This is a genomic window from Candidatus Enterococcus courvalinii, assembly GCF_017315945.1.
GTDB lineage: Bacteria > Bacillota > Bacilli > Lactobacillales > Enterococcaceae > Enterococcus_B > Enterococcus_B courvalinii.
On the sequence record NZ_JAFLWI010000002.1, the window covers coordinates 401,559 to 417,755 of the forward strand.

At 37.4% G+C, this 16,197-nt stretch carries 12 protein-coding genes; 4 read left to right on the top strand and 8 right to left on the bottom strand.

The annotated features are described in order from the left end of the window. Positions 1–9: 9 nt before the first annotated feature. Positions 10–369, top strand: a complete 360-nt coding sequence (locus JZO71_RS02640) for a PaaI family thioesterase (RefSeq protein WP_206898047.1) — start codon at positions 10–12, stop codon at positions 367–369. Between the two features lie 69 nt (positions 370–438). Here the strand turns inward: JZO71_RS02640 and JZO71_RS02645 are convergent, their stop codons facing one another. Together JZO71_RS02645 and JZO71_RS02650 are read right to left on the bottom strand one after the other, a co-directional pair. Continuing rightward, a complete protein-coding gene (locus tag JZO71_RS02645; RefSeq protein WP_206898048.1) occupies positions 439–1,674 on the bottom strand; it encodes an MFS transporter in 1,236 nt (411 codons plus the stop codon). Positions 1,675–1,827: 153 nt separating this feature from the next. Next, complete coding sequence (locus JZO71_RS02650) at positions 1,828–2,295, bottom strand: MarR family winged helix-turn-helix transcriptional regulator (RefSeq protein WP_206898049.1); 468 nt, start codon at positions 2,293–2,295, stop codon at positions 1,828–1,830. Between the two features lie 204 nt (positions 2,296–2,499). Here JZO71_RS02650 and JZO71_RS02655 point away from each other — a divergent pair, with 204 nt between their 5' ends. After that, complete coding sequence (locus JZO71_RS02655) at positions 2,500–3,348, top strand: YitT family protein (RefSeq protein ID WP_206898050.1); 849 nt, start codon at positions 2,500–2,502, stop codon at positions 3,346–3,348. A gap of 140 nt (positions 3,349–3,488) precedes the next feature. Here JZO71_RS02655 and JZO71_RS02660 read toward each other — a convergent pair whose 3' ends face one another. From JZO71_RS02660 to JZO71_RS02685, 6 genes are all read right to left on the bottom strand, one after another. Beyond that, entirely contained in the window at positions 3,489–4,448 is a 960-nt protein-coding gene (locus JZO71_RS02660) for a LacI family DNA-binding transcriptional regulator (protein WP_206898051.1), read from the bottom strand. 12 nt (positions 4,449–4,460) lie between these two features. After that, on the bottom strand, positions 4,461–7,772 hold the full coding sequence (locus JZO71_RS02665; protein WP_206898070.1) for a GH36-type glycosyl hydrolase domain-containing protein: 3,312 nt from the start codon (positions 7,770–7,772) through the stop codon (positions 4,461–4,463). A 16-nt stretch (positions 7,773–7,788) separates the two neighbouring features. Next, positions 7,789–9,939, bottom strand: a complete 2,151-nt coding sequence (bglX, locus tag JZO71_RS02670) for a beta-glucosidase BglX (RefSeq protein ID WP_206898052.1) — start codon at positions 9,937–9,939, stop codon at positions 7,789–7,791. Positions 9,940–9,951: 12 nt separating this feature from the next. Then, on the bottom strand, positions 9,952–10,782 hold the full coding sequence (locus JZO71_RS02675) for a carbohydrate ABC transporter permease (protein WP_206898053.1): 831 nt from the start codon (positions 10,780–10,782) through the stop codon (positions 9,952–9,954). Positions 10,783–10,795: 13 nt separating this feature from the next. Continuing rightward, positions 10,796–11,689 carry an ABC transporter permease subunit gene (locus JZO71_RS02680; RefSeq protein ID WP_206898054.1) on the bottom strand — a complete coding sequence of 298 codons (894 nt, stop codon included), beginning with the start codon at positions 11,687–11,689 and terminating at the stop codon, positions 10,796–10,798. A gap of 140 nt (positions 11,690–11,829) precedes the next feature. Continuing rightward, positions 11,830–13,071, bottom strand: a complete 1,242-nt coding sequence (locus JZO71_RS02685) for a sugar ABC transporter substrate-binding protein (RefSeq protein WP_206898055.1) — start codon at positions 13,069–13,071, stop codon at positions 11,830–11,832. 210 nt (positions 13,072–13,281) lie between these two features. On the opposite strand from JZO71_RS02685, the gene JZO71_RS02690 reads away from it, so the two are divergent. After that, on the top strand, positions 13,282–14,904 hold the full coding sequence (locus JZO71_RS02690) for a glycoside hydrolase family 13 protein (RefSeq protein WP_206898056.1): 1,623 nt from the start codon (positions 13,282–13,284) through the stop codon (positions 14,902–14,904). 272 nt (positions 14,905–15,176) lie between these two features. After that, the gene (locus JZO71_RS02695) at positions 15,177–16,103 is read left to right on the top strand and encodes a hypothetical protein (protein WP_206898057.1); all 927 of its coding nucleotides are present in this window, start codon (positions 15,177–15,179) and stop codon (positions 16,101–16,103) included. Positions 16,104–16,197: the final 94 nt, after the last annotated feature.

The following is a 16,197-nucleotide window of genomic DNA, read 5'->3' on the forward strand; positions in this document are numbered from 1 at the left end:
GATATTTTTATGAATTTATTGGAACACTTACAAATAAAAACACTAGAACTTTCTCCAGAAAAAGTTGTCTTAGCTTTAGACATCCACGCCATTCATTTGCAACCTTATGGCTATCTGCATGGCGGAATCAATGGTGTCCTGATTGAAACAGCTTGTAGCCTTGGCGCAAATCAACACTTAGAGCAACCACATTTTGCTATTGGCGTGGATCTACAAGTAAACCATCTCAATAAAGCACAGACGGGTACCTTGACTGTCATTGCTACACCAGATAAGGTTGGCCGATCTTTACAAGTTTGGCAGGCAGAAATTTTTTTAGAACAACAAACAAAAATCGCAGTTGGACGTTGTACCTTAGCTGTCCAATAAAATAGGTGAAGCTTTCAAGTTATTTTTTGAAGTGCTTCACCTATTTTTATGCAGTAGAATGATCAATGTTTAACTAATTACTGTTTGAACAGTTTGGTACATCACTAACATGGCACAGAAAATCAACAAAATCCCCATAACTGCTGGTGCAGAATGTCCCAGTGAGACATATAGCTGTCCACCAATCAGCGGGCCGATGACTCTTGCTAACGATTGAATTGCTTGACTTCCACCTTGTACGCGTCCTTGTTCTTGTTGTGTAACTGCTTTAGATAATAGACCGTTGAACGCTGGTCCAAAAATTGAATCACCAAAACCAAAAAGAAACATTCCAATAATGAATAGACTTGGTTGACGAAAAATTGCCGAACCAGTAATCAATAGATAGCCAATGATTTCAGCACCCATTCCTAAGGTTACGATTTGACGATCCGTGAGCCATTTTAATAGTCGCGGCATGATTAAACTTTGAGAAAAAATATCTTGAATACCAATTATTGAAAAAACTAAGCCGATAACTGTTGGTTGCCAGTGAAAAGAATCAATCGTAAATTGAGAGAAAACCGCTTGAAATGCACCGTTTGGAATCCAAAGTAAAAAACCGGCGAACAATAGACGGCTGACTTGCTTGATGGAAAGAATATTTTTTAATTGGATAAATGGATTTAAACGACTAACAGGAATTGCTGTTAAACGATTTTCTTTTGCTAAACTTTCTGGTAGAAAGAAGTACCCAAATAAAAAATTAAGAAATGTCACAAAAGCACCAGCAAACATCGGGATTGCATAACCAAAATGAGCAAGTAAGCCACCAATCGTTGGTCCGAATACCACACCAACACCAGTAACGGCACTAATCCAGCCAAAATATTTTGTTCGTTCCTCAGTTGGAGTAATGTCAGAAAAGTAGGCAAAAATCGTACCAATCGTCCCCCCTGTGAGACCTTCAATTATCCGACCAAGAAATAAAATCCAAAGTGCGCCACCTAAACCAAATACTACGTACCCGATTGATGAACCTAACAAACAAATCAGCAACACAACTCGTCGACCAAAGCGATCGCTTAATGCACCTAATCCAGGGGCTGCCAGAAAAACACAGACGGCATAAACGGAAGTCAGTGCTGTTACTGCCAGTGCTTGATTGGCTGAATTACTGATATAAGGTTGAACTAAAAACGGAATCACAGGTGAAACAATTGTAAAACCAACACCTGAAAGAAAAACTGAGATTAAGCCAAAAAGAAAAGACTTTTGATCGACTTGATTACGCGATTTGATTGTATTTTGTTGATTAGAAAACATAAAAAACTCCTTTGTTATAAACATTATATTGTGTCCTAGGCAACAAAATAATATTCTTTTTTTGTGTCCTTGTCAACAATTTTTTGCGCAAAAAAACAGAGCGAATGATTCGCCCTATTTTTCAGTCAGAATCCTGATCCTTAAATTTTCTTCTCACAACTCTAATTTTTCGATTTCCTGATCCAGGTGTTGGTCATATTTTACTAAAAAGCGCGCTAATTCTTCATACTGTTGTTCCGTTACTTGGTCAAAAATCACTTGATCTCGCTGTTGAAATTCTTCATGTGTTCGCTCGTGCACTTCAAAAACTGCTTGTCCCTTCTCTGTTAATTTGAAGTAAACTTCTTTCTTATTATCAGGTTTTTGGTAGCTTTCAATATACCCTTTTTTCACTAATTTTTTGGTTATTTTACTAATTGCACTTCTTGTCATAAATAATGAACTAGCAAGCTTAGTTACATTTGAATCCTGATTTTTTCCAATGAACTCGATACAGTGGACTTCCGATGGTTGGTAGCCTTCTAAACGTTGCTCCATTGTTAATTTATTCAACCACGCCATTTTACTGAAAACATTTCTTACTTTATCCATGACGGCTGCACTTGTTTCCTCTTTACCCATTTTTTGTCCTCCAGTAAGCTTCTTCCCACCTAGTATAGTGATTTTTTGAAGTTGATTCAACTACTCCACTACTTTTCAAAGCAAAAGAATTATTCGTCGCGCCTAACAAAAAATATAAACAGCGGTTAACATTATATAAAAATTAGGTTATAATGAACTACTTAGAAAAATAATTAAAACAAACTGTGTTTAGGATGTGGATAGATGAAACAAACAAAAGAGTTTATTTGGACTTACATAAAAATTCTTTTCGCTTTATTGATTTTAGGCGTCAGTATCAACTTATTTTTAGGGCCGCACCATGTAGCTGCTGGCGGCGTTAGTGGACTAGGGATTTTATTTGAATCAGCTTTTGGCATGAATCGAGCATTAGTTATTCTTGCTTTGAATAGTCTCATGTTAGTGCTTGCCATTCTCTTTTTAGGTAAAAAACTATTTTTAAAGGTTCTTTTTGGTAGCATCGTTTTCCCCCTTGTGATTGCTATCGTTCCAGAAACAATGGTGACTACCGATCGCCTACTATCAGTTATTTTTGGTAGTGCTATTTTTGCCTTAGGTGTAGCGATTTTATACAACAACAATTCTTCTAGTGGTGGAACGACCATCCCTCCTTTAATTTTCAAAAAATATTTCCACTTGAATACGTCTATTGGTTTACTGTTAACCGATGCTGTGGTAGTTTCCTTAAACTTACTTATTTTTGGTTTTGAAGAATTTCTTTATGCCATTCTTTCTATTGTTATTACTTCAATTGTTATGACTTATATCGAAACTGGTTTAAATCGTAAGAAATCAATTATGATCATGAGTGAAGATTCCTTAGAAGAAATTCGTGTTCGCTTAAGCGCGGAGATTGGACGTGGTTTGACTTTACTAGAAGCAAAAGGTGGCTATAATCGCAAGCCCAAAGAAGTCTTACTGATTGTCACAACAGATCAGGAATTCACTAGAATCAAACCATTAATCAAAGACATTGACCCCACTGCCTTCGTTATTGCAAGTAATGTTGCTGAAGTTACAGGTAGTGGTTTTACCTACCACCCGATTGAATGATACCTTTTTATGCTTTTTTTAAGGTTTATTCCTTATTCTTAGGACATCCCAAGACTCCTAATTTTTTCATTTCTTTTCTCAAAAAATAAGCAGAACTTATCTTTGGACTCAAAGTAAGTTCTGCTTATTTTGATTTCTGTTTAGCTAAATGATTTCCCATTGATAAATGTCGTATAAATATGTTCATCTTCTGTAGATTCACCTTGAATCAATTGAATGATTTTTTCCGCTGCCAACATTCCCCAACGATGTTTGGAATAAGAAATTGTTGCTAATGTTGGTGTCAAAAACTCCCCAATTTCGATGTGGTCAAATCCAATTAGGCGGACATCTTTTCCTATTTCATACTGTGTTTCTTTGAAAAATTTATATACCCCGACTGCCATTTCATCATTGAAAGCAAAAATATCAATTGGAAAATCCGGTTGGCTAGCTAAAATTTCTTTGGCTGCTTGATAACCAGATGGCTCAGTAAAATCACCCTCAATTGTTTGATAATCAATACCAAATCGTTGTAGTTCTTTTGTACTAGCAGCTAAACGTTGCTGACTGTCATATGCTTTTGTTGAGCCCGTAATTAGGTGAACAAATTTCGTCTGTTTTGCAACCATTTCACCGACGGCTAGCGTTGCGCCACCTTTATTGTCTAGCAAGACTTTCCGAACGTGTTCATGAGAAAGTTTACGATCTAACACAACGATTGAATGTCCCCGTTGTGCAAACTGTAAAATTTCCTGGGAATCAAATGTCCAATCTAAAATAATCGCACCATCAACCATTCGCTCTGGAATAAACAAATGAGATTTCTCACCACTACAAACAATCATTTCAAAGTCATAAAAAGCCAAGCCTTTTTTGATACCATCTAATAATTCACCATAAAAACTGCCACCATAATCTGCTAAATAAACACCAATAATGTTCGTTTGTTGTCTTTTTAATGTACGAGCAGCCATATTAGGAACGTAGTTTAATTCATCCGCAATTGCTTTGATTCTTTCTCTCGTTTCTTCCGTCACCTTTTGGCTACCATTCAAAGCGTACGAAACAGTAGAGATGGATACCCCTGCTTTTTTTGCGATATCTTTAATTCCTACCATGTTGCTCATCTCCTAACAATAGATATCAATTCGATTTGTTGCTTGTAAATGCGCTAGAATTGCTTGGTTAGCTACTTTCAATCCCCCGATTCGATAGGGATTCTCTTCGTGCTCGATTGGTAATTCTTGCTGATTCAATACCACTTTCGATTCACCTGAACCTAAATGGTAATGAATAGTGACTGGTTTTCCTAGCAATTGATATTGAAGGCTCAATTGGTCCAGCTCAGTTGGCAATACTGGATCGAAGGTTACACTCTGACTTGTTTCTCGAATACCTAAAACACTTGAAATCAATTGACCTAAATAAATTCCTGGGCCACTTGAATAAATACGCCATCCACCTTTTACTGGCACACTTCCATCTTTCAGTTTACCAAAGTTTGATTCCGCTTCATACCTCGTTTTGAAATCTCCATCAGAACTACTGAAATAGACATTTGCTTGTCGTAATTTTGCATGCTTCACATGATTTGTTAGCCCAATAGGATTAATAATATTAAGCCCTTGCCAAGTTTCTTCTTTCTTGCCCAATTTCGCCATGGCTTCTGTAAAACGAATGTGTGCATGTACATATTGTAATCCAATTTCTCTCCCAAAATTGGCAGATTGCTCCGCCCGTTTGAAGTTGGTACTTACGCCACCTTGATAAGCCGCTGGACGATTCATCAGGCGAACGCCATCAGGAAACTGCAAGTGTTTTTTGATAATGGATAAATGATGCTCCGCTTGTTTTGGTGTTAACAATTCAGCAATCATCCCTCTAGTCATTGGCAACAAACGGTAATGAATGCCTGTCTTTTGATCGTTTGGATGAATCATCAATTCTACTTCATTCTGCGAATCCATTCGAACAAAACCTGGCAATGTGTCTGTTGTAAACATATATGTTTCATAATCCTGTTTTATTTTAGCAACTAATTCACTCAAATGCTGACTATAAGACTGATCGACCTCGCTCAGTAACAGACTAAGCTTGTTAAGTACTTGATAAGTTAATGCTACTGTCCAGCTACTTGCCATTGATTTTTTCAATTGATTATCAAACGGTTGTAGGGTATCATCCCAATCACCATCACCATAACAAGACAAAGCTGTTCCTGGCAAAAAGTGGGATTCAATGTAGGCAATTTCTTTTTTGATATGATCTAATAAGGTTGCTGTTTCGTTTGTTTTCAAAAAAGTTTTACGATCAGTATAAGGAATATTTTCAGTCAGAATGCCCCAATCACTCGTTTTAGCCAAGTAATCTGCGACAACTTTCATTGGCCAAACAATAACATCCCCATGACTCTCCTCTGCTTTTTGTGTTTCATAACGATCAAACATGAACCATTGAGGCCAGTTTCCATCATCAGAGAATTGATTAGCATAAACTTTTTTGATAATTGATGCAACGACTTCTGGTCGATTCACAGCAAAGAAAAATTCAGTTGGTCCTTGCGAAACATCTCTGGTTCCCCATGCGGCTCCGCCATATTGTTCTAAACCATGGGGAGATAAATAATGGACTAGCATGTTATGAGTGTACCAGCGCGCGATGATATTCATTTGATCTACCGCTTGCGTTTCGTGTGTCAACTCAAAGTGATTCAGCAACGTATCAATTACTTCTGTATATTGCTGGTCTTGCGCTGAAAGAGTTGTTACTTTAGCTGGACCAAATTCACCTGTCAAACTTCCCTCAATTTTGATTGTCACTGCCGCTTGATTTTCAATCAGAAAAATAGTTAGTTTTTGTTCCTCCTTTGGAATGGCAAAGAACAGGGATTCACCTGTCAACTGAAACGGTTGATCCAAGGTGAAGCGATAAGCTAGATCAGGATATGTTTGTTGTGTATCTGATTGTTTATTTCCTGTTACCGTCACCACTTGCCTATCCTGCTCTAGCTGGTAAGTTGGTCGTGCTTCATCGGCACCCATTACCAGTTGGTTAGTAATCGCAAATGTATATTTTTTCCCTTTTTGACTATGGATTTCTGTTCGAATTTCACGGCTATCAACCACAGTATAGGTCGTAATGGTCAACAGGTCATCACTTAATTTATAGTACCAAGTAGCTGAATTCAGTCCCATCTCAAATAAAGAAGGCATTGTTAGAATCTGCCACTCTTCTCCCTGTTTCAAATAAATTCTTTGACCAGATTCCTTGATAACATTTAAAGCATTTCGACTGTTACTCATCAATTTATTCATTGTCGTATTACCTAGCACTACTTGGGAATTAAAAATCCCTGGCATATAAACAGTTGTGCTTAATAAGGGTCGATCAACGTCTAGCTCAGTTCCACTTAATAAAATATGCCCATGTGTTCGCTCCATTGCCCGCTCTTTTGCTTTGGTAACGACATGATGATAATTGGTTGTAAAGAAGGAAAACAATTGCTGATTTTCTTGTTCAACTTGTTTTTTTACAGGAAAATAGGTCAAGATTTCTTCTTCGCTCATTGTTTCACCAACAATCGGTTCACCGAGATGTTTCGCTACTTCTTTTCCCTCAGAGTCGGTAAATGTGTTGTCGAAGGTTAACGAATGATAAGCGGTAATAACTTCTTCTATTGAAAAAACTGGTTTTGTTACAGCCGTCACTTGATTTGCCAGTGTCCCACCGTAAAAAACAATCCTTTGACTTTCCTGATCCACGATTAAGCGTTCTGACTGCAACGCAACATAGGCAAATTCATATTGATAAACTTCATTTGCTAAACATGGTTGAGTCAATGCTTCTGGCTGGTTTGTTTCTTTATAACTCTGTCCAAAAAATTGATAACCGTCTGTTGAAAAAGCAACAGCATTCGTTAAACTCCCCACTTCAACTAAAGGATAATCCGTTCCTTGGATTTGATTTTGGCGCGAAGAAATCACGATTTTATCATCATCTTGGGTAATGTGGTGATCCAAGTATTGCGACATATACGCCTCGTTTGAACGAACTGCTCCTGGTAATGCATTCCCTAAATCTTGTCCATAAATCACATCTGCTTGCTGTCCTGTTCCTTGCAAAGTGACTTGCCAAAACCACAAGCCAGTGTTTGCTAATTGAAAGTCCACTTGATAACTAATCCCTGCAAACTGGCCCTTCCATGTCAATTGATTCTCTTTTTGGAAAAACTGACTATTCGCATTCGAACCAATCATTGGCGTAAATAAAATGGTTTCTTCTTGGTAAACTCTTAAATAAAGTTGAGTCAAACTACCATCCAAATAATTTCCCATTAGTTGGTTGATCATCATCTCATGACTTTTGATTTCTGCTAAATCACCTGTTGGCAGAAAAGAAAAACGGATATTTTTTTCTGTCAAATCAATCATTTTTTGTGTCATCATCTATTCTTCCTATCTATTTTTTTAAGTTGAAACGCACTGACGAAACTTCTCGGCTGTTTGGACCAACCATTGCTTCAAACTCACCCGCATCACTGCTCATTTCTTGGTTACTGTGTACATATCGTAAGAGTGACTCATCAATCGAAAAAGTTACTATTTTCTCTTCAGAAGGTGCCAATTGTACTTTTTTGAACCCTTTCAACTCTTTGACTGGTCGAACAACTTCACCGACTAAATCATGAATATAGAGCTGAACCGTTTCTTCTCCCGCATAAGCCGATTGGTTTTTGAGTGTAACAGAAACCGTGATCTCTGTTGTCGGTGTCAACTCATCACTAGTTAAAGAAATTTCTGAATAACGAAAATCGCTGTAACTTAAGCCAAATCCAAAAGGATATTTTGCATAATTTGAAACATCTAAATATTTTGAAACGTATTTTTCATCAGGTGTCGTCTCAAATGGACGTCCAGTATTATCACAATTGTAATAAATCGGTACTTGACCAACTGTTTCAGGAAACGACATACTTAATCGCCCACTCGGATTATATTTTCCCCAAAGAATTGCTGCTAAAGCTCTTCCTCCTTCTGTCCCAGGAAACCACGCTTCAACGATTCCTTTTGCTTCATCAATTCCTTGTAAGTCTAATGGACGACCATTATATAAAGTAACAACAACTTGATCATTTACTTCCAAAACTTGTTGGAAAAAGGCTAATTGCGCACTTGGCAAGCGAATATCACTGCGACTCGCTGCTTCGCCACTCATTTCTTCTAATTCGCCTAATGCAACAACGACTTTATCTGCTTGTTCTGCTAACAATAACGCTTCTTGAATCGCCGCAGTCGTTGGTTCTAAATAGTCAAACACTTCGTTCCCAATTAACAATTTCTTGCTTAAACTAGTAGCACCTTCAACTAGTGAAATGGCTTCTTCCGATTTTCCTTGCCAGGACCACGCGCCTAAAATTTTCTTAGAAGCAGCAGCTGGGCCAATAATAGCGATGGTTTCCTCTTTTTTAAAAGGTAAAATGTCATCATTTTTCAATAACACCATTGATTTTTTTGCAATCTCACATGCGATTGCTCGATGTTCATTTGATAAAACAATTTCTTTTTCTTTCACTGGATCTGCACCACGAAATGGTTGTTCAAACAAACCTAACTCATTTTTCAATTCTAAAATTCGACCTACAGCTTCATCTAATAATTCGACCGGAACTTGACCTTCTTCAATCAACTCGCGTAAGTAATTGCTATAGCAAGTCGTCATCATCTCAATGTCCACCCCGGCTATTAACGCTTGCTTGGCCGCTTCTTTCTCATCTTTTGCAACACCGTGCGGAATCAGTTCCTTGACTGCCCCCCAATCAGAAATCACAACACCTTGAAAATCAAATTCCTTCCTGAGAATTTCTCTAAACAACCACTTATTCCCTGTCGCTGGAATACCATCCACTGTGTTAAAAGAAGTCATTACTAGCTTAGCGCCCGCGACTAGCGCAGCTTGATACCCGGGAAGGTAACTCTCTCTCAGTTGACGTTCCGACATGTTCACCGTGTTATAATCACGACCAGCAATCGCCGCTCCATAAGCTGCAAAATGTTTAACACAAGCAGCCACTCGGGAGAAGTCTTCTTTCAAATTTTCTCCTTGGTATCCCTTCACAAAACGCTCAGCAAATCGACTATTTAGAAATGAATCTTCCCCCGTTGATTCCATTACTCTGCCCCAGCGAGGATCTCGAACTAAGTCAACCATTGGTGAAAAAGTTACATGTAAACCAGATACAGCGGCTTCTTTTGCTGAAATCTCTGCCATCTTTTCAGCAGCATCCAGATCCCATGAACTCCCTAAACCTAATGGAATTGGAAAAATCGTGCGAAATCCGTGAATAATATCTGCCATCAAAATAGTAGGAATACCCAAACGATTTTTTTCTAAATATTTTTTTTGAATCCGGATGGCTTCTTCTGCACCTGAAACTCCTAGTGTTGTTCCTGCATTTGCAATGGTTGTTTCAGTTAAACCTAGATCAGCCATTGGACCTGTTCGCTCTTCTGCGTTTTCTGAATAAAATTCAGCTGCCAATTGTAATAGCTGATCGATTTTTTCTTCTAACGTCATTTTTTTGAGTAAATCCAGAATTTCTTGTTGTTTCATGCGTAAGCTCCTCTATTTATTACCAGACACATTGTACCCATCTAGAATGTATTTTTGTAAAAACATAAAGATAATGATGATTGGCACGACCATAAAAGCAGAACCTGCCATTTGCAATGCATAATTGTTTGCATATTGACCTTTTAATAACTGCAAGCCAACTGATAATGTGTAGTATTTTTCATCACTTGCCATAATCAACGGCCATAAGAATGAGTTCCAACCACCGATAAATGTGGCGATTCCTTGAACAGCTAATACCGGTTTAGAAATTGGCAAAATGATTCTCGTAAAAATAAACCATTCACTTGCTCCATCCAAACGTGCAGCTTCTAGTAATTCATTTGAGATTGCTGACATGAATTGTCGGAACAAGAAAATACCATATGCACCAACCAAACCGGGTAAGACAATCCCTGGCATCGTGTTAGTCAAATTCATTGAATTCATAATTAAGTAAACGGGAATCATTGTCACTTGACCAGGAATCATCATTGTGGCTAACACTAAATAAAAAAGTGGTTCTCTCCCCTTAAACTTGTATTTAGCAAAACCAAAACCTGCCATGGCATTAAAAACCATTCCTAAAAAGGAGAAGGCGACAACAATCAGTGTATTTTTCAAATAGGTCGTAAAATCAAACGCATTGAACAATTCAATAAAATTATCTAAACTAGCTTTTTCTGGAAAGATTTTTGGCGGAAATTGCATGATTTCCATATCCGTTTTTAAGGAAGATAATAACATCCAAATAAATGGCAGCATCCAAACAAGTGCGCCAATCGCTAGAACCAGACCCATAACAAATTTTGCTCGTTGATTGCTTTGTAATTCTTTATTCATAACAGTCACACCTTTACAGTTGATTTTCAAAATTGCGTTTTTGCATTCTAAACTGGAATAAAGTAACTAGGATAATCACTGCAAACAAAATAAATGACCCCGCAGCGGCATAGCCAAACTTACTGAATTGGAACCCATTACGATAAATGAATAACGCAACTGAAGTCGTGCTATCTAGTGGTCCACCATTCGTCATTACAAACGGTTCTTCAAAAAATTGAAGCCAGCCAATTAAAGTTGTCACCGTTACAAAGAAAGTTGAAAAACGTAAGGATGGAATCGTGATATAAAAAATCTGTGCTTTTTTTGAAGCTCCGTCTAATGATGCTGCTTCATATAATTCTTTGGGAATCCCTTGAATTGCTGCTAAAAAGATCAACATGTTCGCTCCAACAGCTCGCCAAACACCCAAAATGATCAAAGAGATTTTTGCGATTGTCGGATCCGTTAACCAAGGCACAGCTGGTAAGTGAACCAAAGACAGCAGATAATTCAAGAAACCAAAACTTGGATTGTAAAGATAACTAAACACCACCGCAACAGCGACCACGTTGGTAATTGCTGGCGTATAAAAAATCATTCGAAAAGCTGAAAATATTTTATTTTTCCCAAAGTTAATCATCAATGCTAAACCTAACGACATAACAATAACTAATGGCACACCCAAAACAACATAAAAAATCGTGTTTTGAATACTTTTTAAAAACACTGGATCACTAATAATCTCTTGATAGTTATCGAATGAAACAAAATTGATTTTTGACCAGTCGGCTAACCCTACCAAGCTCATATCAGTAAAACTAATAAAAAAAGCGACAAAAATCGGTATGATTGAAAAAAGTAAAAGTAAAAGAAGTGCAGGTGCAATAAATAAGTAAGGTGCTTTAAGTGTTCGACTTTTTTTCACTTTCAGAACTTCCTTTCTAGAATGGTGAAAGCTAGCTTGATTGCTAAATATGACAAGCAAACATCAGACTCTTTCGCCGATTTAATTGAATAAATCAGCCCGAGATAGCGACACGAGTTGCTGACCTCAGGCCTGATAAACTATTTGTTTAATAACGTTTCTGTTTCTTGATTGAATGAATCCATTTCTTTTTGAACATCTTGACCACCTAGATAGATTTGTTCAAAATGTTTCAAATAGTTTTGTGCGATTTCTTCAAATTGTGTGATCAATGGCATTGGTTCTGAATTAAGTAATTGTTCATTGAAGACACTATAAATTGGATCATCTTTCAGTTCAGGATTTTCCCAAGTTTTTTTAGCTGTTGGAAGTGCGTCTGTCAAATGCATCCATTCTAACTGATTGTCTGGCTGTGACATAAAGTTAATAAATTTCGCCGCGTCATCTTTTTTCTCTGAGTATTCAAAAATAGTTAAGTTTGAACCGCCCATAGATGAGATATTGTTTTCTTTACTAGGTAACGGTGCAATTGCCCATTTCCCATCAATATCTGGAACAGTATCTTTCACTGTTTTGGCCATCCATGGCCCACTAATAAACATTGGAACCATTGCATCACCTGAAAATGTTTGACTGACATCTAAACCAAGATCTTGCTTAGGTGCATAACCTTTTTGGATAAAATTGTTCAAGTATGCAACACTATCAACAAACGGCGCTTGGTCAAACTCTGGTTGGTTATCTTTAATCAAAGGTGAGCCATTTTGTCGTGCAAACATGAATCCTAACGTTTGTTCCTTGGAATCAATATTGATTCCATATTGATCATCTCCACGTGCTGCTAATTTTTTCGCGGCATCCTCTAATTCTTCCCAAGTTTTCGGTGGTTCTTTATATCCCACTGACTCTAAGATATCTGTTCGATAAAATAAAACACGTGTTTCTGCTGCCCAAGGAATTCCATAAGACTTTCCACCAAATTGTGTCGTTTCTACAGAACCTTCATAAAAATTATCTGGATTCATTGCATCATACTTATCAATGTAACTGGACATATCGGCTAATGCACCAGCTTCTTGAAATTCGGGCATCCAAGTGGTTCCCATTTGTAAAACATCTGGGCCACTCTTTGAAGCTACAGCCGTTAGTAATTTGTCATGTGCATTTGACCATGGGATAGACTGAATTTTCACTTCAATCCCAGTTTCATCTGTAAATTTATCCGTCATTTTTGATAACTGTTTTACTTCATCCCCCATTCCCCAAATATTTAAAACTTCGCTATCTTTTGCTGAATTATTGCTTGAACCACATGCCGCCAATCCGCCGAGTGCCATTACAGCTGTCAATCCTAATAAGCCAATTTTCTTCGATAGTTTCATTTTTTTACTCCTCCATTTTTAGTGAAACGTTTCTACAGGGAGAAGTATACTAGCTTGTTTCTGATTTGTAAAGCGCTTTCTAAAATATTTTTTTCAGTAAAAAAGCATTGAATGCTTGATTTATTTGATTATAATGAAAGCTGAACCAGAAATAGTTTGAGTTTTATAAAATATTTTTTAGAAACGTTTCACCAGAAAGGAGTTTTTTTTATGAGCAAAGTTAAGAAAGAGAACGCACTTTGGTGGCAATCAGCAGTTTTTTATCAAATCTACCCAAAGAGTTTTCAAGACAGCAATCATGACGGAATTGGTGATATCAATGGGATCATCTCTCGCCTTCCTTATTTACATCAACTAGGAATTGATGCTATTTGGTTATCGCCCATTTATTCCTCCCCTAATGTCGATAATGGTTATGACATTGATAACTATTATGAAATTTTAGCTGAATTCGGAACAATGAAGGACGTTGAACAATTAATTGCCGAAGCGAAGACTTTTGGGATACGAATCGTTATGGATTTAGTTGTCAATCATACTTCTGATCAACATCCCTGGTTTTTAGAAGCAGAAAAAGGAAATAAAAAGTATCAAGATTATTATATTTGGCAGAAAGAGCCACCTAATGATCTTCAGTCTTTTTTTGGTGGGACAGCTTGGACATTCAACGAAAAGCAAAATCGTTATTACTTGCATCTATTTTCAAAAAATCAACCAGATTTAAATTGGGAAAACCCTAATATGCGAGAAGATATTTGGAAAATGATGCGTTTTTGGATTGGCAAAGGAATTGGTGGCTTTCGATTAGATGTCATTGATTTGATCGGAAAACAACCTGAAAAAGAAATTCTAGGTGACGGACCAAACTTACACACCTACCTCCAAGAAATGTATCATGAAGCCTTAAAAGAAAAAGATTTAGTGACCATTGGCGAGACAGGAAGTGTGACTCCTGAAACGGCACCGTTATATACGGCACCAGAAAGAAACGAACTTTCCATGGTCTTTCAATTTCAGCACATGGCATTAGATGAGCAGTCTGGACACTCAAAATGGGCACTCAAAAAGTTAAGTGTTCCTGAACTAAAAAAGGTACTTTCAAAATGGCAAACAGCTCTGCCTGAAAATGCTTGGAATAGTTTATTTTGGAGTAATCACGACCAACCTCGTATTTTGTCTCGTTGGGGAGATGGAAACTATCCTTTAGAGAGCGGGAAAATGTTAGCAATCCTGCTCCATTTGATGCGTGGGACGCCATTTATTTATCAAGGTGAAGAAATCGGTATGACGAATTTCCCGATTCATTCCGCCAAACAAATTCAAGATATCGAAAGTCAAAATTTTTATCAAAATCAACAAAAAACAGGGATTGCTAAAGAAAAGATTTTTGAATCAATCAATACCAAAGGTCGTGACAATGCTCGCACACCTATGCAGTGGGACAATACGATCTTTGGAGGATTCTCAACCGTTTCTCCTTGGTATCCAGTCAATCCTAATCACAAGCAAATCAATGTTGAAGCAAATTTAAAAAATTCTGAATCGCTTTTCTATACGTATCAAAAACTGATTCTTTTGCGTAAAAAATACCCAATTATTATTTGGGGAAGCTATGAGTTATTAGATACTGCACCTACAATTTTTGCCTATAAAAGAAATTACGAACATGAAACGTGGTTAGTCTGTGCAAATTTTTCAGATCAAGAGACCTTCTATTCCTTTTCTGAAGAACCAGAAACAACAGTTATCAGCAATTACAATGTTACTTATTCTTCAATTAACAACCTTAACTTACGTCCATACGAAACTTTTGTTGTGAAACTTAAGCCTTGAATACGCTGCTATTTTTCTATTTACGATTTTAGTAACTAGAAAAATAGCCGTTTTTATTTATACCAAAATACTTTTAAAAGTAACCGCTAACTAACTTTTTTATTTTGTCATTTTAATTTCTCGAATAACTGTTTAAATATCAGCCATAATATAGTAAAATTATTTAATAAAAAAGTTATTTTAAGTTAAACTTTAAATAACTTTCACACGACTGAACGGCGACTATCGCTACCTGCCAATAAGTGGGAGCAAAAATTATTTAGGAGGAAAAAATGAAAAAGAAAAACGGGATAACTTGGTTGTTTTGGGGGATTGGAATGATTTTATTCTTTCAATCAATAATCAATATGGAGGTAACTGCTTCAATTACACTTGGTACTTTACTCTTCACATTAGTTGGTTGGCAACTAAAACAAATGCAAAGAGGTCAGCGCAAAAAATGGTTGCTGCCCATACTCTTTTCCCTTTCACTGATTCTTGGCGCATGTGGAACGGGATCAGCTGTAACTACAGAAACTACCAGTAGTTCAACTCACATAACCAAGTCATCAAAAACAAGTGAGTCATCAACGAAAGATACTACCGAGATTTCAAAAGAAAAGGCTAAGAAAAAAGAACTAGAAAATTTAACCAAACATGCACAACAAGAAGTTGAAAAAGCGGAAAAAGAACCAACCAGAGATCAACTAAAAGTTGCACTGGCAGCGATTGAAAGAATCCCCGGAGGAAGCAGTACATTAACTGAACGAGCAAATAAGGTTGAACAGACTATTGTTACTACAGAAAAAAAGGCGGAAGAAGAAAAACGCGTTGCCGAGGAAAAAGCCGCTGAAGCCAAACGTGTCGCTGAAGAACAGCGAGTCGCTGAAGAAAAAGCTGCTGCAGAGGCTAAACGTGTCGCTGAGGAACAGGCTGCTGCTGAAGCCAAACGCGTTGCCGATGAGCAAGCTGCTGCTGAAGCTAAGCGGATTGCTGATGAGCAAGCAGAACAAGCCAGAATCGCCGAGGAACAAGCTGCCGCTGCTCAAGCTGCTGCTCAACAAAATCAAAATCAGCAAATGGTTTATATTGCACCTGACTCTGGTCGAAAATATCACTACGACCCAAATTGTCGAGGTCTAAATAACGCAAATTCGGTTGTGAGTATCCCATTATCCGAAGCACAAGGTTCCTATGGTTTATGTGGTTTTGAAGACTAGAAATTAAATTTGAACCACGCGTAAAACGCGTGGTTTTTTTATGCTTTGCGAGCAAAACGAACGAAAGTCATTCACGAATAGAAAAAATCCTAGG

Coding starts and splice junctions, on each gene's coding strand:
- JZO71_RS02690 (WP_206898056.1), top strand. CDS start 13,282: ATGAGCAAAGTTAAGAAAGAGAACGCACTTTGGTGGCAATCAGCAGTT.
- JZO71_RS02675 (WP_206898053.1), bottom strand. CDS start 10,782: ATGAATAAAGAATTACAAAGCAATCAACGAGCAAAATTTGTTATGGGT.
- JZO71_RS02645 (WP_206898048.1), bottom strand. CDS start 1,674: ATGTTTTCTAATCAACAAAATACAATCAAATCGCGTAATCAAGTCGAT.
- JZO71_RS02640 (WP_206898047.1), top strand. CDS start 10: ATGAATTTATTGGAACACTTACAAATAAAAACACTAGAACTTTCTCCA.
- JZO71_RS02650 (WP_206898049.1), bottom strand. CDS start 2,295: ATGGGTAAAGAGGAAACAAGTGCAGCCGTCATGGATAAAGTAAGAAAT.
- JZO71_RS02655 (WP_206898050.1), top strand. CDS start 2,500: ATGAAACAAACAAAAGAGTTTATTTGGACTTACATAAAAATTCTTTTC.
- JZO71_RS02695 (WP_206898057.1), top strand. CDS start 15,177: ATGAAAAAGAAAAACGGGATAACTTGGTTGTTTTGGGGGATTGGAATG.
- JZO71_RS02660 (WP_206898051.1), bottom strand. CDS start 4,448: ATGGTAGGAATTAAAGATATCGCAAAAAAAGCAGGGGTATCCATCTCT.
- JZO71_RS02685 (WP_206898055.1), bottom strand. CDS start 13,071: ATGAAACTATCGAAGAAAATTGGCTTATTAGGATTGACAGCTGTAATG.
- JZO71_RS02665 (WP_206898070.1), bottom strand. CDS start 7,772: ATGACACAAAAAATGATTGATTTGACAGAAAAAAATATCCGTTTTTCT.
- bglX (WP_206898052.1), bottom strand. CDS start 9,939: ATGAAACAACAAGAAATTCTGGATTTACTCAAAAAAATGACGTTAGAA.